Below are 18,576 nucleotides of genomic sequence, written 5' to 3'. Positions count from 1 at the left end.
TATTGTAGTTTTGCAAGTGCAAATATCCACGGCAGGTGTTGCCGTTTTCGCTTTGATAAGAAACCGGCTGATTGACATTGAGTTCTTGATTTTTATTGGATAATCGATATATTTTACTTATGGAAGATTTAAATACGTACTCATACGATGAGGCTTTCGGCGAGTCCCTTAAGTATTTCGACGGAGATGAGCTTGCGGCAAGAGTGTGGGTAAACAAGTATGCGATGAAGGACAGCTTCGGACACATATATGAAAAGTCGCCCGAAGACATGCACTGGCGTATTGCAAACGAGATTGCAAGAATTGAGAACAAGTATAAGAACCCTATGACGGCGCAGGAAGTGTTCGACCTTCTCGACCATTTCAGATATATAGTTCCTGCCGGAAGTCCTATGACAGGAATAGGAAACGACCATCAGGTGGCTTCTCTTAGCAACTGTTTCGTTATCGGTCTTGACGGCGACGCCGACTCTTACGGAGCCATAATGCGCATAGACGAAGAGCAGGTTCAGCTGATGAAACGTCGCGGAGGAGTGGGGCATGACATGTCGCACATACGTCCAAAGGGCTCTCCGGTGAACAACTCAGCCCTTACTTCCACCGGACTTGTGCCGTTTATGGAACGGTACAGCAACTCAACACGTGAGGTGGCGCAGGACGGACGGCGCGGTGCGCTCATGCTGTCTGTAAGCATCAAGCATCCCGACAGCGAGGCTTTCATAGACGCGAAGATGACAGAAGGCAAGGTGACCGGAGCCAATGTGTCTGTCAAGATAGACGACGACTTCATGGAAGCAGCGATAAACGACAGACCTTACACGCAGCAGTTCCCGATTGATTCGGACAACCCTATGGTGAAAAAGGAGATTTCCGCAAAACGGCTTTGGGACAAGATAGTGCACAATGCATGGAAGAGTGCCGAGCCGGGAGTGCTTTTCTGGGACACCATATTGCGTGAGAGCATACCCGACTGTTACGCCGACCTTGGCTTCCGTACGGTTTCCACCAATCCGTGCGGTGAGATACCGTTGTGTCCATACGACTCCTGCCGTCTGCTGTCCATCAATCTTTATTCATACGTAGTGAATCCGTTCACCCCTGAGGCGTACTTCGACTTCGACAAGTTCAAGGCTCATGTGCGGCTGGCTCAGCGCATGATGGACGACATAGTTGACCTTGAGCTTGAGAAAATCGACAAGATCATGGAGAAGATAAGCATCGACCCGCAGAGCATGGAGGTGAAAGGTGCGGAGTATCATTTATGGGAAAAGATAAAGGACAAGAGCGGGAAAGGACGCCGTACGGGCGTTGGCATCACGGCGGAAGGCGACATGCTTGCCGCGATGGGGTTGCGCTACGGCACTCAGGAAGCCACCGACTTCAGCGTGAGGGTGCATAAGACACTCGCGCTGAGCGCATACCGCAGTTCAATGGAGATGGCACGCGAGCGTGGAGCGTTCGAAGTGTTCGACGCCTCACGTGAGTCTGACAACCCGTTCCTGCTGCGCATAAAGGACGCTGACGCACAGTTGTATGAAGACATAATGAAATACGGACGCCGCAACATTGCCTGCCTGACAATCGCCCCGACCGGTACGACAAGTCTGATGACGCAGACCACAAGCGGCATAGAGCCTGTGTTCATGCCTGTATACAAGCGTCGCCGCAAGGTGAATCCCAACGACACGGAGGTGCATGTGGACTTTGTCGACGAGGTGGGCGACTCGTTCGAGGAGTACATAGTGTATCACAAGAAGTTCCTCGAGTGGATGAAGGTGAACGGATATGATACGGAGAAGAGGTACACACAGGAAGAGATAGACGACCTTGTGGTCAAATCACCTTATTATAAAGCTACCGCCAACGACGTGGACTGGCTGATGAAGGTGAAGATGCAGGGCGAGATTCAGAAGTGGGTTGACCACAGCATCAGCGTCACGGTGAATCTCCCGAACGATGTGGACGAAGCTCTTGTCAATCGGCTTTATGTCGAAGCATGGCGCTCGGGGTGCAAGGGATGCACCATCTATCGCGACGGCAGCCGCTCGGGAGTCATGATTTCCGTCTCGAAGAAAGACAAGAAGGACGACGCCAAGGACGATTGTCCGTGCGCACATCCCGAGGTTACGGAGGTGAGACCCAAGGAGCTGGAGTGCGATGTGGTGCGTTTCCAGAACAACAAGGAGAAGTGGGTGGCTTTCGTCGGGCTTCTCAACGGCTATCCTTACGAGATATTCACCGGTCTGCAAGACGACGAGGAAGGCATCGTTCTGCCCAAGACAGTCACCAAGGGAAAGATTATCAAGCAGAAGAACGATGACGGACACAGCCGTTACGACTTCCAGTTTGAGAACAAGCGCGGATATAAGACAACGGTGGAGGGTCTGAGCGAGAAGTTCAATCCTGAATACTGGAACTACGCTAAGCTCATTTCCGGAGTGCTGCGCTACCGTATGCCCATCGGCAACGTAATTAAACTCGTCGGCTCCCTACAGTTGAAGAGCGAGAGCATAAACACCTGGAAGAATGGCGTTGAGCGTGCTTTGAAGAAGTATATTGTGGACGGCACTGAGGCGAAAGGACAGACCTGTCCCGTATGCGGCGGAATACTTGTCTATCAGGAAGGCTGCCTCATATGCAAGAACTGCGGTGCATCGCGTTGCGGATAGTATTCTTCAGAAAATATAATCTTTATATACGGGGTGTTCCGGAGTCTGTCCACTGTAGAGTGGGAAAGGTTTCCGGTGCACCCTTTCGTTTTATTCAAACCTTGATTTTCACTTTTTTATGTACGGATACAAGTGTGGATATGTCTTCATCGACGGCATGAGGTTTCATTCCTACCACGGTGTGATAGAGCAGGAGAGGCTCACCGGCAACGACTATACGGTGTCGGTGCGTGCCGGATACGACGTCACCCGGGCGATGCGCACCGACGACGTGAGCCATACGCTCAACTATGCTGATGTGTACGAGGTGGTGAGCCGCGAGATGGCTGTCCCGTCCCGGCTCATCGAGCATGTGGCAGGCAGGATGGCAGAACGCCTTTTCGAGCGTTTCCCGCTCATATTGTCGCTCGACATAAGAATAATGAAACACAACCCGCCTATGGGTTCCGACTGCACGGGAGCGGGCGTTGAAATTCATTTAACAAATAATAAAACTAAATGATTCTTTGGAGTTTTTCTTATTATTGCTTACCTTTGCCGCACCATACAAGACTGATGATTAACAGATTATTTGTAATATTGGCATTGTTTGCCGCGTGTTTCATATCGGTCAGAGGAGCTGACCGCAAGTTCGTTCTTGTCATAGATGCCGGTCATGGCGGTCGTGACGCGGGCGCATTGGGCAAATATTCCAAGGAAAAGAACATCAATCTTAATGTGGCGCTTGCATTCGGAAAATATGTGGAAAGGAACAATCCTGACGTCAAGGTGGTGTATACACGCAAGACAGACGTATTTGTGCCGCTGTACGAACGTGCCGAGATAGCCAACCGGAACAAGGCCGATCTTTTCATATCAATACACACCAACGCCCTGGAACGCGGACGGATAGCGCGCGGTTTTGAGACTTACACGCTCGGAGACGGACGCTCCAACGCCACAAAGACAAACCTCGAGGTTGCCAAACGTGAGAACTCCGTCATTCTGCTTGAGGAAAACTACGAGCAGCACTATGTGGGCTACGACCCCAATTCGCCCGAAAGCAACATCATGTTCGAGTTTGTGCAGGACCGGAACCTTACGAAGAGCATCGAGTTCGCCAAGATGCTGCAGAAGAATGTGTGCCGTGCCGCAAGCCGGCCCGACAAGGGTGTGCACCAGAGCAACCTTGCCGTGCTGAGGCTCACGTCCATGCCTGCGTGTCTGGTGGAGCTGGGTTTCATCACGACTGCCGACGAGGAGGCTCTTCTCAACGACAGAAACAGGCTCGACCAGATGGCTGTCGGCATATACAACGCGTTCGTGGAATACAAGAACAAGAACTATAACGGCATATCGGTTCCTTACAGGACAGACAGCCCCATGCTGCCCGAGACACCCGCACAGGAGCCTGCCAACACCTCGGAAACGCAGGAAGATGCCTCCGCGCGGCAACAGCCTGAGCAGCGGACGGTGGCTGAAACCACACCGCAGCAGCAGGAACAGCAGACCGTCGCGCCGCAGCCCGAGCCTCAGCCTGCCGCATCAGCCGACGGACGTCCGGTGTTCAAGATACAGATTCTTGTCTCAAGTCTCAATCTGAAGGACGGTGACGCGCACCTGAAAGGGCTCACCGGCTGTGAGCGTTATGAGGAGAACGGAATGCAGAAATACACATACGGGGCGTCCGAAAACTACAACGAGATATACCGTCTGCGCAAGCAGATACTCGACAAGTTTCCCGAAGCGTTCATCATTGCGTTCAAGGACGGACGCAAGACGGACGTCAATCAGGCGATAAAGGAATTCAAGAGAAACAGAAAATAAATAAAGTGCAATATGAAATTTTTTACTAAAGAGGTCAAGATCGCGCTTGTTGCGATAACCGGAGTGGTATTGCTCTTTTTCGGAATGAACTTTCTGAAAGGGCTGAACCTGTTTTCTTCGTCGACAGATTATTATGTCGAGTTCGAGGACATAAGCGGTCTGTCTTCGTCAAGCCCCGTATATGTGGGCGGATATCAGGTAGGAACGGTCAAAAGCATCATATATGACTACACCAACAGAACGCCTACCAAGGTGGTGATTTGCGTGGACAAGGAAATGCGTATCCCGCAGGGCAGCCAGGCGAAGATTGTAAGCGACATGCTCGGAAACGTAAAGATAAACCTCGACATCAACGGCAAGTCATCGCAGATGGTGCCGCCGGGAGGTGTCATAAAGGGAGGAATAGACAACGGAGCCATGGGACAGCTGTCCGCAATGATTCCCGCCATAGAGAAGATGCTGCCCAAGCTCGACAGCATCATGGGCAGTCTGAACACGCTGCTTGCCGATCCGGCGATAGCCGCATCGCTTCACAACGTGCAGGACATAACCTCTAATCTCAACACATCCACACGCGAGCTCAACACGCTCATGCGCACTCTCAACCGCAACATGCCGGGAATGATGGCGAAGGCTGACGGCATTCTGAACAACACCGACACTCTCACGGCAAAGCTCGCGGCAATAGACATCGACCGGACCATGACCGAAGTGAACGCCACGCTTGCCAATGTGCGCTCTCTCACCGACAAGCTTAACAGCAACGAGGGCACGCTCGGACTGCTCATGAACGACCCGTCGCTCTACAACAATCTCAACTCTACGATGATGCATGCCGACTCGCTTGTGGTGAACCTGCGCGAGCACCCGAAGCGTTATGTGCATTTCTCCATTTTCGGAAGAAAGGACAAATAACAGGCAAATGACATTTTACAGTCTGACGGACGGTCAGTCCGCCGGATGTATCGCATGCCGCAGAATGCCGGAGCACTCTGCGGCATGTTTTTTATTGTATGTGCGGATATGCCACCGGGCTGTATCTGTTTTGTCGCTCTCATTCTTGCGTCGCTCTGATTCATGCTCCCCGCAGCGCTCCCCTGCGTCAGTACTGCCGTGAGCCTGCGCTGCGGAGAGGATGGGGCAGAGTCCGCGCCCTGTCAGGAAAAGCCCCGGTTGCGTAGCGCACCGCCTCTTCGCCATATCAGCCATGTATGTAGGGATGTATATTTATGGCTTTCCGGCAGTAAAAAATTTTGACAATTAAAAATCGTGAAACAGCTTCTCCCGATGCCGTCATGCCCCTGCGAAACGCCAGTTTTGCGCATGCCGCAACGTCGGAGTGCGCCTCTTGATGTTCGGAAGAGGCTTTTCCGCATCGCTGTAAAGGCTTTTTTGTGGCATGAAACGTGCTTTCCCGCAGGGTGAAAAAGGCTCTTCGGCACTGCGAAAGAGCCTCTTCGGGACGGCGGAAATGGCTGTCCTGTCTGCCGCATCCGTGCAAGTGGCTGTATGTCAGACACATCCGCGTGTCGCTCAAAATCCGCGTATTTGCTCCCGTCTTTTCTTCCTTGCGTGAAAACGCCGGTATTTCCGGGTTGACGTTCTACTGATATGCGTGTTTGTTCGTCATTCCCCGCTGTCGTCTGACCGTGTTTCCGGCACTTTCGCGGGCATATGGCAGAGTGCGAATTTAGCCGTAAGACGGTTGAAATATTTATTATATAAATTGAAAGAAACGATTTGTATATTACAAATTATTTCTTAATTTTGCATGGCATAAGCAAAAGATACGACATCGCAAGATACCTGTAAACATTTTATTTATGACGAATTCAAGTCCTGATGCTCTTTGGGACGAGTGCCTTGCGCTCATCAGAGGAAGCGTTACGGAGCAACAATATAAAGCCTGGTTTGAGCCTATCGTGTTCAAATCGTTCGATTCCGGCACCAAGACAGTCCTGGTGCAGGTTGACCGGTTTGTATATGAAGTGCTCGAGCAGAACCATGTCGAGCTGCTCACGCGCGTGCTCACACAGGTATTCTGCAACGATGTGAAACTCACCTACCGTGTCACCGACAGCGGAAGAAAGGGCACGGAGATACCCTCCGACATGCCTGAGAAACCGCTGCCAGACGCAAGGATGCGCGAGACCGGCAGGCAGGGGCAGCCCAAGACACCGCAGCTCAACCCCCAGCTCGACATGCATCTCACCTTCAAGAACTACATAGAGGGTGAGAGCAACAAGCTTCCGCGCTCGGTGGGACTGTCCATCGCCGAGCATCCCCACAACATGCAGTTCAACCCTTTCTTCGTTTACGGACCGTCGGGATGCGGCAAGACCCATCTCGTCAACGCCATCGGAGTGCGCACACTTCAGCTCTATCCGCAGAAGAGGGTGCTGTGCGTGAGCGCGAGACTGTTTGAGGTGCAGTACACCAACGCTGTTCTGCAGAACAAGATAAACGATTTCATAAACTTCTATCAGACCATCGACCTCCTCATTGTGGACGACATACAGGAGTGGGAGGACAAGAAGGGCACGCAGAACACGTTTTTCCATATCTTCAACCATCTTTTCCGTAACGGAAAACGCATCATCCTGGCAAGCGACAGACCGCCTGTGGAGCTCAAAGGGGTGACAGACCGCCTGCTCACACGGTTCTCGTGCGGACTCATAGCGGAGCTGGAGAAGCCCAACGCGCAGCTTTGCGTGGACATACTCAAGAACAAGATACGCCGCGACGGACTCAGCATCCCCGACGACGTGATAGCCTTTGTGGCGCAGACTGCGAACGGAAGCGTGAGAGACCTGCACGGAGTGATAAACTCGCTCATGGCATACAGCGTGGTGTACAACTGCAACATAAACATGCGTCTGGCTGAACGTGTCATCAAAAGGGCGGTAAAGGTGGACGACGAACCGCTTACTGTGGACGACATTCTCGAGAGTGTGTGCTCGCACTATGACGTGACTCAGGCGGCGATAATGGGGCGCAGCCGCAAGCGCGACATCGTTACGGCGAGGCAGGTGTCAGTATATCTCGCGCAGAAATACACCAAGATGCCCTCCAGCCGAATAGGACGTCTCATCGGAGGACGCGACCATTCAACCGTGATTTACAGCTGTTCGCAGGTGGAGCAGCGCATGAAGGTTGACCCGACATTCGCCGACGACGTGGGCAGCATAGAGGCTTCGTTCAAGCTCAAACGCTGAAGCGGCTTTCCTTTTCCATTGTATTACATTATTATAATGTGCTTCTTGCGGCATGGCTCCGGCTGAATGATGTCCGGATGAGGTGTCCTGATGTTTGCGGGAAACCATGTCGCATATGGCGGCACCGCATGTCTGACACTGCATGATGCGACCTATGAAAAAACGCACGGGACGTAATCAAATATAAAAAAGGACAAAGACAGTCTGTCATGACGTCTTTGTCCTTTGTCTTTGTGGTTATGATGAATGTGCGTTAAAGTGCCATCTTCACCTTCGCTCCTGCCATAACCCATATCCCGGGTTGCAATACGCTGCCTATGTCGTAGTATCTGTGGTTCGTGATATTGTCTGCTTTCAGGTATATGTCGTATTTTTCTGCTGTCCACGAAAGCTTCGCGTCGAGCTTGGCATACGGATGATAGCCGTTCATGCGCTGCTGCCATCTCATGCTCCAGTGTGCGGTCAGCCTGCTCCATATGCGGTGGTCGAGCTGCACGCTGAGCTTGTGGCGCAGGTAGTCGAGGGCGTAGAGCGACCTGTATATGTCGCGTTCGGAGGTGTGTTTCTGGCTTATGTAGCCATAGCCCACTTTCAGTTGGGTGAATATCGGGCATCCTGTCAGCAGGTCGGGGCGCACGGTCAGGTCGCACGCCACTCCGGTGTTGTCCACCTTGCCTATGTTCATCGCCTCATATTTTGTGCTTTCCTTGCTTTCGTATACCCAGTCAATGAGTTCCCGTCCGTGGTTGCGCGTCACGTAAGCCGTGGCTTCCCATTCCGGTCTGGTGTATCTCACGCCGGCTTTCATGGTGGTGTTTCTCTCCGGTTTCAGTGCGGTGCTGCCCTTTTGCGCCGCGCTGTTGGCATACAGCTCGGTGTATGTGGGTATGCGCATAGCCTTGTTCCACGATGCGAATATTGTCCAGTGCTTGTCCGGTCTGTAGCTCGCGTCCACCCCGGGATACAGTCTGAAGCTGTTGTCAAGCCCGGTGTTTCTGTTTGCCGTCACTCCTGCCGACAGTCTGAAACTGCCTAAGCTGATGTAGTGTTCTATGAATAAGTCGGTGCATGTGCGCTTGCCTTCATGGTCGTATGAGCGTGTTGAACCGCTGATGCCGTGCTGACGGTCTCCGTCAAGCAGGTCTCCGTATGCGGTGCTTAGTATGTGTTCTCTTCTGATACCGGCTCCGGCTGTGGTCTGTCCAGCCGCCCACGACAACCTTGCATTGAGGGTCGCGCCGTAGACATCCATGCGGTGATAGTTCTCTCCGTTGTCTGCTCCGGTCTTACCACGTGTCAGCTGGAAGTGGTCGTAGCTTCTGTGACCGTATATTGCAGGACTTAACACAAAACGCCTGTCACCTAACGGCTTTATATCAGCGTTTACGGAGGCTATGTATCGGCGCGTCTCCTCATACTGGTTGTCGAACTTTGCGCTGTAGAACGTCGACGCCCCGTAGTCCTGCGACGTCACTCCTGTCTGCCACATCATGTCTGCATGGCGGGTGGAGAGGTTGCCCTGATAGAACAGTCTGCGTTTTATGAATCCGCTGTTCTTCGTTCCTCCGTCGCTGCGGCTTATGCCTCCGCCCAGCCGGTTGTTCGTGGTGCGGCTGTTTAGGGTAACCCCCGCCTCGCCGCTTACAGTGCCGAACGAGCCTCCTTCGACTGTCGCGAAGGCGTTGCTGCGCTCCTTGCTTTTGGTCACGATGTTTATGGCACCGCTGAACGCAGGGTTGCCGAACACGCGAGCCGATGCCCCCTCGAGCACCTCAATACGCTGTATGTCTGATAAAGAAACGGGAAAGTCGGCGGCGTTGTGCCCGGTCTGCGGGTTGGAGATGTTGATGCCGTTGAGCAGGATGACCGTCTGGTCGAATGTGCCGCCGTTTATCGAGATGTCCGTCTGAACTCCAAAGCCACCGCGCTGACGGACATCCACGCCCGTGGCTGATTTTAATACATCGTTGATACTTTCTGCCGCAGCCCGTTGAATGTCGTCGGCTGTCGTGACAGAGACAATCATTGCCGGCTTCTGTTCAGCCAGCGGAGCCCACGCTCCGTTCACAACAACCTCGCCGAGCTTCACCTCCTTTTGTCTGAGTGAGTCTTTCTCGATAACGCCGCGCTTGGCTATGCCGTCCGCTTTGGCATGAGTCAGCGTTGCGACGCTAAGTGTTCCGATGAGCACTTCCTTACCCAGACAATTGAACAAGGCGTAGCTCTTGCGCGTGAAATGCGTGAAGATAAGAGCTGTGCGCGTGTTGAAAATTGGTCTGTACATAAATGTTGATATTAAAAAAACGGTGTAAAGGTAATAAAAAATCCTTGAAACGGCAACGGAGCACCGTCTCCGTCAACCTGTAGGAAAGCTTCTTCCAGCTGTGTGTGTAGGCTCTGTCTTCTTGCCGTCGTGGGTGAGATACACCATGTAGTCGCCGTCTCCGTCAAGCGTTATGCTGCTTCCGACAGCCTCGTTGAGCGTTCCCTGCCACATGGCGGTGTATGCGTAGGGCTGCCATTTCAGTCCTTCACCGGTCAGACGGGAGCATGACAGGTTGAAGATGCTCACCTGCTGGCGTCTGAATGTGGCGAAGGTATTCACGCCTTTTGCCGGTATGAAGTATCCGTTGTCGGTTATCATGACAGGCATGACGCCGAAGTCACGCATGTATCTTGCCATGAGCGATATGTTGCCGAGCGTGTGGTCCTCACGCTTTCCGGTAGAGCCGAGGTACGCAATGTGCCGGAATCCCTTGCCGATGCAGTAGCGGGTCGCCTTTGTCTGGTCGTTGTCGTCCTGTTCTTCTATGATGTGTATGATGTCGCGGTGGCTTTCTATGAAACCGGAGGGCATTGAGTCGCCGTCCCCGACAATGGCGTCGGGTGTCAGACCATGGCTCAACGCTGTCATCCCGGCGTTGTCGCAGCAGCACAGAAAAGTGCTTGCGCGCAGCACGGAAAGCGGTATGCGGTGGACGGGAAAGTCTCCGTCGCACAATATCACGGCATCGAATGCCGACCGTCCGTCAATGAGCGGATAGTTCATGTCTTGTGTTCTTTTGTTGTTTGACAGTCATTCTTCATATCAGGAGTGGCTCTACGGCTTGCCGTCTCCGTCAGTATGGCGCGGAGAAAGAGCCTGTTCAAGCCTCTGGCGCGGTCATCATCCTCTTCCATCTGACGTATCCGAACACCGCAATGACGGCATAAGCTCCGTACAGCATGGCTTTGAACGGGATGCCCTTGTACGCATAGAGCACGCTGCACACCACGTCTACGACAATCCATATGAGCCATTGCTCCACATATTTGCGTGCAAGCGCCCACAGCCCGATGATGCTCAGAGCGTTCACAAAGCTGTCTGTCAGCGGCACGTCACTGTCTGTGAATCTTACGAGAATGCCGTAGATGCCAATCCATGCCAGCGCGAAAACGGCGGCGGAGGGTATTATCAGCTTCCGCCTGTAGTGTGTTACGGGCATCTCTCCTGCCGTTTTCTGTCCGCGTTTCCTGCCGTATCTCCACACGATGAAGCCATATACAGCCGCCACGGCGTAGTATATAGCCATGCCGAAGTCGGCGTACAGTCCCGCCTCAAGATAGAGCACGATGTCTATGAGAGGCATTATGATGCTCGCAAACCACAGCCATATGCTCGCCCTATACTCCAGAACGATGTACACAATGCCTACAACCGTGCTCAGGATGTCAAGCATCATGAGCCGGTTGTCGGCTATGCAGTCCATTATACTGTTCATTTTCGTGTTGCTTAGAATGTGACGGAAAGATGCGCGAGGAAGTGAACGGGAGCCTGGGCGGAGTATGTCGACCATGCCCAACCACCGTCGTACGCCACTATCTTTCCCTTTTCGTTCCTGAAGTTCATCGAACAGCTTCCGTTGTTCTCATACTCCTCGTTGAACAGATTGTACACTGTCACGCCCACGGTCGCGCTTTTCAGCCCTTTGACATTGAACGTATAGGACAGGTCGAGGTCGCTTACGAACATCGCGTCGATTACTGCGGAGGTGTATGTCTTGCCGTCCCGGTTCAGATACTTCTTAAAACCGGAGTTCGTCATGTTCTGTTCGCTTACGTATTTGCTCATGAGCGACGCGCGCAGTCCCTTGTATTCGTAGGCGAATATGTTGTTGATGATGACATCGGGAGAGTATGCGAGCTTTGTCGTTCCTACGTTAGCGTATGACTGGCTCCAGTCTTCGTTTATCACCGTTACGCTCATGTTCTTTGCCCGGTTCCTGCTCAGTGCGGCGTTGATGTCCCATGCGAAGCCCTTGAAAGGACGCAGTCCGGCTGTCAGCTCGACGCCCATGCGGTAGCTGTCCTTTATGTTTCGCGCCACCATCTCGCCGTTTGAGTCCTGCGCTCCGGTGAGAACGAACTGGTTGTCGTAGTCCATATAGTAGAAGTTGACGCCTGCGTTGAATATCGCGGAGGTGTATCTGTAACCCACCTCAAGGTCGTTCAGCCGCTCGGCTTTAGTGTCCACGGCATCCGTCTCAGCCATCATGTCCTCAAAATCGTTGCGTGTAGGCTCTTTGTGGGCGATGGCGTAAGAGGCGTATACGGTGTGTCCGGGGGTGATGTCATACACAAGTCCGAACTTAGGATTGAAGAAACTGTAGTCGCGGTCGAGCACGAGCGGTCTCTGCTTATGGCTGTCGTCGAACTCCTGCGACGTGCCGTCCATGGTGTAGCTTATGTGTCTGTACTGCATGTCGGCGTATGCGCTCAGTCCCGGAACGAACTCGTAGATTACCTTTCCGTATATGTTTCCGTCGGTCTTTACGGCGTTGTTGCGGTAGTATTCGTGGTCGGGACTGAGTATCACTCCGCCGTCATGATACTCCTTCCTGTCGTCCTCCGTCCATATGTAGGGACTTCCTGCCCACAGCACTTTGCCGAAGTGGTCACCGTCATACCTGTTCCATCCGCCTCCGATGACGGCAGACAGACCGTTGTGGTTGTTGTAGTTGGCTGAGGCAATGAATCCGTAGAAGTCGTTGAGCATCTTTTTCTGTCTCACGATATTTGCCCTCAGGTCTGACGCTTCGGTCATTAGATACTTGTATAGTTTCTGGTCTTCCTTCATCTGCTCGTAGTATCCGTCACCCCGTGTGTAGTGCAGTGCGACGTTGGTGTTCCATTCCGGTGACCATCTCTGGTTCCACAGAAGCTGGTAGTTCTGCTGATGATAGTTGTCGGTCTGGTTTTTATAGAAAGCCGTGTTGCCGTCCTTGTCGGTGTACATGCCGCTCGGGTTGTAGCTTCTGCCATACTTCTCCATGTCGGCTTTTGACGCATAGTCCCATGCCATGTATGTCTTTTCAGTGCCGTTGAATGTGATGAGCTTCACCACAGTGTTGTCGGCGAAGTATCCGCCTTGCATGAAGTAGGAGTTGAGTCTTGACGACGCCCTGTCAATGAAGCCGTCGCTGCCTATGTGTGACAGTCGTCCCTGAAAGCCCCAGTGCCCTCCGAGCAGTCCGGTGGAGAAGCTGAGCGTCTCCTTGTGTGTGCCGTATGATCCTCCGGAAAGGTCGAGCCGTCCGTACGCCTTGCCGCTGATGTTCTCCGTCTGCATGTTGACGGTAGCCCCGAACGCGCCCGCGCCGTTGGTGGAAGTGCCCACGCCGCGCTGTATCTGTATTGATTCGAGGTTGGAGGCGAAGTCAGCCATGTTGACCCAATAGAGCTGGCTGCTCTCCGCATCGTTCACAGGTATGCCGTTCGCGGTTATGTTTATGCGCGTGGGATCGGTGCCGCGTACATGTATGGCGGTGTATCCGATGCCCGTTCCCGCATCAGATGATGTGGTGACGGAGGGAGTGAAATTGAGTATCCACGGCATGTCCTTCCCCTTGTTAAGTATCCTTATCTGCTCTTTACCCATGTCAGAGTGAGCCACGGGAGTCTTTTCCCCGGCACGTGTAGACACCACCTGCACGTTCTGAAGTTCGTATGTCCTCAGTGTGTCGAGCCGTTCGCCTGTCGGCGAGGATGCGTTTATTGTTGCGGCACAAGCGAGTGCGGCAATCAGTAAAACTGTTTTTTCCATTAAATAGTATGATTTTAAAAATACACAAAAAGGGGTGCTTTTCATGTGTTGTCTTATTCCAACGCCGGTACTAACCGGATCTGGTCAGAGGGTTTAATCTCAGCCGGAAATATCCGGCACCCCTTAACTTACTCTCTGTAAGTCGGACGCAAAGTTAATGTAAATAATCTTAACGGCAAAGAAAAACCGTTTTTTTCGTCGGACAAGAAACGTAGGCACCGCTGTCTTGTGTCACCGGAAAGCCTGGAGGGGACGATACTGACGGCTGTCACTGACGCATCTCTTCCTGTTCTATGTATTTCGGAGACGGACCATACCTGTTGCAGAACGGCTGGCTGTCCTGACATAACATTACCAGAAGTACTATTGTGTAGACGGGAGCGACAATGTAGAAAAGTAAAATCCCGACTGTGACAGTAATGAAGACACTTCCGTTCCTCAGGCTTGAATGCAGACTGTCGTGCGCGTGCATGGAGCCTGCCGCACCGTATACGGCATCAGCCACACAGGAATAGCATGACTGAAACAATATAAGCATCAGGAACAACACGGGCAGCAGCAGGAATGTGCCGTACCACCAGCCGCTTCTGCCGGTGTCGTGAAGCCGTCTGAAGGTGAGCGGAACCTTAGAGAACTCAAACAGCAAGAATATTATGGGTGTTACGATGAAGCGCGTGGGAATGAAGAAGAATACGAACGGAACCGCGAACGACTCCACAACGCTGATTGCCAACATTGTCCACCAGTATTCGGAGCGGCGCGAACGTCCACTGAACTGCATCGGCTTGCTCATCGACTCGCCCAGAGCGTCGGTGAACTCGAGTGACGGGATGAATCTGTTCTGTTGCATATGATGTGTTGTAAGCATGCTTTGCGCGTTGTCAGGCGGCGTGTGTCAGTTTATCCCGATGAGCGACTGGTCGGGCAGTTTGCCCATGTCGGGGAAGTCCATGAATATTATTCTCACGTTGCTGTAGTCCTTATGGTCGTACTCGGCGTTGTTTATTGCGACCGCAATCACGCCGTGATCTCTTCTCCATGTGGTCTTGTAATCGCACCGGTCGGTAGTGACGTATAGCATGCGGTTGTCGTATGGCACCGGATTTTCGAACACCTCTATCGACGCGTATGGCTGTCCCATCTTTTTGGTGAGCAGTTTTTTCATGTCCTCATAGTCGCCCGACAGTTCCGGCCATGTGTCTCTGAACGGCAGCGACACGGCTACGCTTGTCACCCTTTTGCCCATGTTGACAGAATAGACATATATCTCGCAATCCTTGTATCCTCCGAAGTCGCCTTTGAAAATGGCAACCCCCTCTTCTGTCACCTTAGAGAAGGTGAGGCCTTTTTTTATCATCTTGTTCACAAAAGAGTTGAGCGTGCCTGTTATTGGTGTCTCCATAAACTCGAGATGTTTCAGCGTATCAGTTCCGGCAGGCGGTATCTGCGTCTGTGCCGCCGCCGTCAATGTGAGCGCGAGGCATAGCAACAATGTCATTGTACGTTTCATATCATTTCCTCCCTTTATGCTTGTGGTTCAGTAGTATGTGCCATTCGTATTTGCCGCAGGTATCCCCGCAGCTTGCAGACTGTTTATGTCTCTTCTTATTACAAAGGTAAGAAAAAAGCATACAAACTGTATATTCTGCCAATATAATTTAACATATAAGAGCCGTAAAAATACGCCTCATGACTCTAATTGTGACTTATACGAACCTTGAAAAAGAGAGTGATGTTGTAATAATACTGCGCAGGCAAGTGTTAAAAAAACACATTTCAAAATGCCGGAAAATGCCCGGAGTTTTCTTTATGTGCGATTATGGCGTGAAAAAGACGATTTTTCGTGACTTTGATAATTGCTTGTGTGTCAGCCGGTTGTGTTGTTATAGCTTATGGATATGGTAATGTCGATGATGTGGAAGAGGCTTTCCGGCATTGCGAAACGGTGCTTTCGGGTTTCCGGTAAAGCCTCTTTCATGCATCAGGAGCGGCTTTCCGGCAGTGCGATAAAGCCTCTTTGGCAATTCAGAAGCCTTTTCGGATGCATGGAAGACACACCGGAGGGGTGTGCCGAAGTGCAAAAACGGCGTTTTGGGAATATTTCCGGTGTGTTCCGGAATTGTTAATTTTGAGTCGGGTTTTCATTAATGCAAGTTAAAAAAATAGCGTCCGACGGATGTTTTCAGAGTCTGGCACGCTGACAATACGAGGGTTTGGGCTATCTTTGTATAAGATAAGCTTCGGCTCGGCAATATCAAGTCCGGTAAAACGAAGTTTTCCCGTCTTGCTGCTGCTCTCGCCTTGCGTTATCTTTGTATAAGATAAGCTGCACTCGGGAAAGTAAGAGCAAGCTCTCTTTCCACTCGTTTGCATTATCTTTGTATAAGATAAGCTGCACTCGGGAAAGTAAGAGCAAGCTCTCTTTCCACTCGTTTGCATTATCTTTGTAAAAGATAAGCCTCGGCTCGGCAATATCAAGTCCGGTAAAACGAAGTTTTCCCGTCTTGCTGCTGCTCTCGCCTTGCGTTATCTTTGTATAAGATAAGCTGCACTCGGGAAAGTAAGAGCAAGCTCTCTTTCCACTCGTTTGCATTATCTTTGTGGAAACATAAATACTATTTGCAAATAGTAAAAATAAAGAGGACATACAGAATGAAACTGCTTGTGATAGAGGACGACGCTGACCTTCGCGAGATAATCGTGAGGTCGCTGGAGAAAGAGCGTTATGTGGTGGAGACTGCCGCCGACTGTGCCACGGCACGCATGAAGGTGTTCGTGTATGAGTATGACTGCCTGCTGCTCGACATAATGTTGCCTGACGGCAGCGGTCTTGACATCCTGCGCGAGATGTCTGCGCGGGGACGGAAGTGCAACGTCATAATACTCTCCGCCAAGGATTCGATAGAGGACAAGGTTACGGGTCTTGACCTCGGAGCCGACGACTATCTTGCCAAGCCGTTTCATCTCGCAGAACTGCACGCGCGCCTGAAAAGCGTCATGAGGCGCAGCCGCAACGACGGGGATAACGTCATGAGGATGGCAAACGTGTGTGTGCACACCGACAGTTTCATTGTGGAGGTGGACGGAAAGCCCATGGAGCTGGGCAGAAAAGAGTATGACATACTGACCTACTTCATGAACCGCCCCGGCAGACTCATAGAGAAGCAGATGCTCGCGGAAGCAGTGTGGGGCGACTATATCGACGTGGCAGACAACTTCGACTTTGTATATGCCCAGATGAAGAACCTGCGCAAGCGTCTCAGGGCAGCCGGTGCGGGCTTGGAGATAAAGACAGTCTACGGTTTCGGTTATAAGCTTGTGGAGATATGAGACTTATAAACTACATATCGCTTCGCCTCTCGCTGATAGCCGCCGTGGTGCTGGGCTTCTGGTCGGTGTTCTTCTATTTTGCCATCATAGACGAGATAAACGATGAGGTGGACGACTCTCTGGAGGACTACGCCGAGCTCGTCATACGCCGCGCTCTTGCCGGAGAACCGCTTCCCACCGCCTCAAGCGGCTCCAACAACCAGTATTACCTGCGCGAGGTGTCGGCTGAGTATGCCGGCAGCCATCAGCACGTGCGCTATGAGGACCGCACGGTTTATATCAGGGAAAAGCGCGAGTTTGAGCCCGCGCGGGTCATCACCTATATATATACCGGTGACGGCGGACGCTTCTTCGAGGTGGAGGTGTCGGTCCCGACAATAGACAAGGCTGACCTGAAGGAAGCCATATTCTACTGGCTTCTGTTCCTTTACGTAGCCATTCTGCTCGGTTTCGTGGTGCTCAACCTTGTTGCCGTGAAGCGCAGCATGCGTCCGCTGGCTGTGCTGCTGAAGTGGGTGGACGACTACCGGCTGGGTCGTGAGAACCGCAGACTGGACAATCCGACTTACGTTACGGAGTTCAGAAAGCTGAACGAGGCTGTGGTGCGCTCCATGAAACGCAGCGAACAACAGTACGAACAGCAGAAAATGTTCATAGGCAACGCCTCTCACGAGATGCAGACTCCGCTCGCCGTGTGTCAGAACCGCATTGAGATGCTGCTCGACGACGGCAACCTCACCGAGCAGCAGATGGGCGAGCTGGTGAAGACGCTCGGCACTCTCGGTCAGCTGTCGAGGCTCAACAAGTCGCTCCTTCTGCTCTGCAAGATTGAGAACGGACAGTTCACTGATGTGGAGGAGGTGGATATGGACACGCTTGCGGAGCAGCTCATGGGCGACTACGGAAGTGTGCTGAAGACGCGCAACATTGAGGTGAGCGTCGTGAGAGAGGCGCACTGGCATGTGAGGATGAACCCCATGCTCGCATCGGTGCTTGTGGGCAATCTGCTGAAAAACGCCTTTGTGCACAACGTGGACGGCGGACGTGTGGAGGTGAGCATAAACAGCCATGGCATGACGGTGGCAAACACAGGCAGCGGCGGAGCCCTTGACAGGACAAAGATATTCACCCGTTTCTATCACACGAGGGGCATGAAAAGCTCCACGGGCATCGGTCTGTCGCTGGTGAGTGCCGTGTGCGGGCTTTACTCCTTCGGCATAGACTACCGTTACGAGAACGGTATGCATAGGTTCGAGGTGACAGACAGGCGCGGATGAGCACCTGTCCGGAGATGCCTTGATGCGGTGACGGCGGCGGAAGGGGCAGACTATTATTCTTAATAAAAGTTAATCATGGGGCAAAGTCCCGTTATTTCAGATTCATTTCAGATTCACTTCCCAACTTTGCGGTACGGAAGTCAGAACGGCATGAAGCGGTCGTCAGACAATGCGGCAATACGGTTTCTGACCCGTAG

The 18,576-nt window shown here is 52.3% G+C and carries 13 protein-coding genes and 1 riboswitch; of the genes, 7 read left to right on the top strand and 6 right to left on the bottom strand.

The window, feature by feature from the left end; genetic code table 11:
* The first annotated feature begins 119 nt into the window (after positions 1 to 119).
* The 5 genes from BN4609_RS13275 to dnaA all read left to right on the top strand — a co-directional run bounded on the left by BN4609_RS13275 (position 120) and on the right by dnaA (position 7,690).
* A complete protein-coding gene (locus BN4609_RS13275) occupies positions 120 to 2,669 on the top strand; it encodes an adenosylcobalamin-dependent ribonucleoside-diphosphate reductase (protein ID WP_068857109.1) in 2,550 nt (849 codons plus the stop codon).
* A gap of 118 nt (positions 2,670 to 2,787) precedes the next feature.
* Positions 2,788 to 3,171 carry a dihydroneopterin aldolase gene (folB, locus tag BN4609_RS13270; RefSeq protein WP_068857108.1) on the top strand — a complete coding sequence of 128 codons (384 nt, stop codon included), beginning with the start codon at positions 2,788 to 2,790 and terminating at the stop codon, positions 3,169 to 3,171.
* 53 nt (positions 3,172 to 3,224) lie between these two features.
* Positions 3,225 to 4,475, top strand: coding sequence for an N-acetylmuramoyl-L-alanine amidase family protein (locus tag BN4609_RS13265; RefSeq protein WP_068857107.1), 1,251 nt, complete (start codon positions 3,225 to 3,227; stop codon positions 4,473 to 4,475).
* A gap of 12 nt (positions 4,476 to 4,487) precedes the next feature.
* Complete coding sequence (locus BN4609_RS13260) at positions 4,488 to 5,390, top strand: MlaD family protein (RefSeq protein WP_021992502.1); 903 nt, start codon at positions 4,488 to 4,490, stop codon at positions 5,388 to 5,390.
* A gap of 908 nt (positions 5,391 to 6,298) precedes the next feature.
* On the top strand, positions 6,299 to 7,690 hold the full coding sequence (gene dnaA, locus BN4609_RS13250) for a chromosomal replication initiator protein DnaA (RefSeq protein ID WP_068857105.1): 1,392 nt from the start codon (positions 6,299 to 6,301) through the stop codon (positions 7,688 to 7,690).
* Between the two features lie 253 nt (positions 7,691 to 7,943).
* Here the strand turns inward: dnaA and BN4609_RS13245 are convergent, their stop codons facing one another.
* The 6 genes from BN4609_RS13245 to BN4609_RS13220 form a co-directional block, all read right to left on the bottom strand.
* Positions 7,944 to 9,974: a TonB-dependent receptor gene (locus BN4609_RS13245; RefSeq protein WP_068857104.1), complete on the bottom strand. Its 2,031-nt coding sequence runs from the start codon at positions 9,972 to 9,974 to the stop codon at positions 7,944 to 7,946.
* A 72-nt stretch (positions 9,975 to 10,046) separates the two neighbouring features.
* On the bottom strand, positions 10,047 to 10,739 hold the full coding sequence (locus BN4609_RS13240; RefSeq protein WP_068857103.1) for a thiamine diphosphokinase: 693 nt from the start codon (positions 10,737 to 10,739) through the stop codon (positions 10,047 to 10,049).
* 97 nt (positions 10,740 to 10,836) lie between these two features.
* Positions 10,837 to 11,451 carry a nicotinamide riboside transporter PnuC gene (gene pnuC / locus BN4609_RS13235; protein WP_068857102.1) on the bottom strand — a complete coding sequence of 205 codons (615 nt, stop codon included), beginning with the start codon at positions 11,449 to 11,451 and terminating at the stop codon, positions 10,837 to 10,839.
* Positions 11,452 to 11,462: 11 nt separating this feature from the next.
* Complete coding sequence (locus BN4609_RS13230; protein WP_068857101.1) at positions 11,463 to 13,772, bottom strand: TonB-dependent receptor; 2,310 nt, start codon at positions 13,770 to 13,772, stop codon at positions 11,463 to 11,465.
* 39 nt (positions 13,773 to 13,811) lie between these two features.
* Positions 13,812 to 13,906: riboswitch (TPP riboswitch) on the bottom strand.
* 134 nt (positions 13,907 to 14,040) lie between these two features.
* Positions 14,041 to 14,622, bottom strand: a complete 582-nt coding sequence (locus tag BN4609_RS13225; RefSeq protein ID WP_068857100.1) for a DUF805 domain-containing protein — start codon at positions 14,620 to 14,622, stop codon at positions 14,041 to 14,043.
* A 45-nt stretch (positions 14,623 to 14,667) separates the two neighbouring features.
* Positions 14,668 to 15,282, bottom strand: coding sequence for a hypothetical protein (locus tag BN4609_RS13220; RefSeq protein ID WP_021992508.1), 615 nt, complete (start codon positions 15,280 to 15,282; stop codon positions 14,668 to 14,670).
* A gap of 1,142 nt (positions 15,283 to 16,424) precedes the next feature.
* On the opposite strand from BN4609_RS13220, the gene BN4609_RS13210 reads away from it, so the two are divergent.
* The gene (locus tag BN4609_RS13210) at positions 16,425 to 17,102 is read left to right on the top strand and encodes a response regulator transcription factor (RefSeq protein ID WP_021992414.1); all 678 of its coding nucleotides are present in this window, start codon (positions 16,425 to 16,427) and stop codon (positions 17,100 to 17,102) included.
* Complete coding sequence (locus BN4609_RS13205) at positions 17,099 to 18,379, top strand: sensor histidine kinase (RefSeq protein ID WP_068857097.1); 1,281 nt, start codon at positions 17,099 to 17,101, stop codon at positions 18,377 to 18,379. Before BN4609_RS13210 ends, BN4609_RS13205 begins: the two co-directional genes overlap by 4 nt.
* The last annotated feature ends 197 nt before the right edge of the window (positions 18,380 to 18,576 follow it).

Source organism: Leyella lascolaii (genome assembly GCF_900079775.1).
Lineage (GTDB): Bacteria > Bacteroidota > Bacteroidia > Bacteroidales > Bacteroidaceae > Prevotella > Prevotella lascolaii.
The sequence above is the reverse complement of the archived record's forward strand: the minus strand, read 5'-3'. Positions and strand labels throughout refer to the sequence as shown.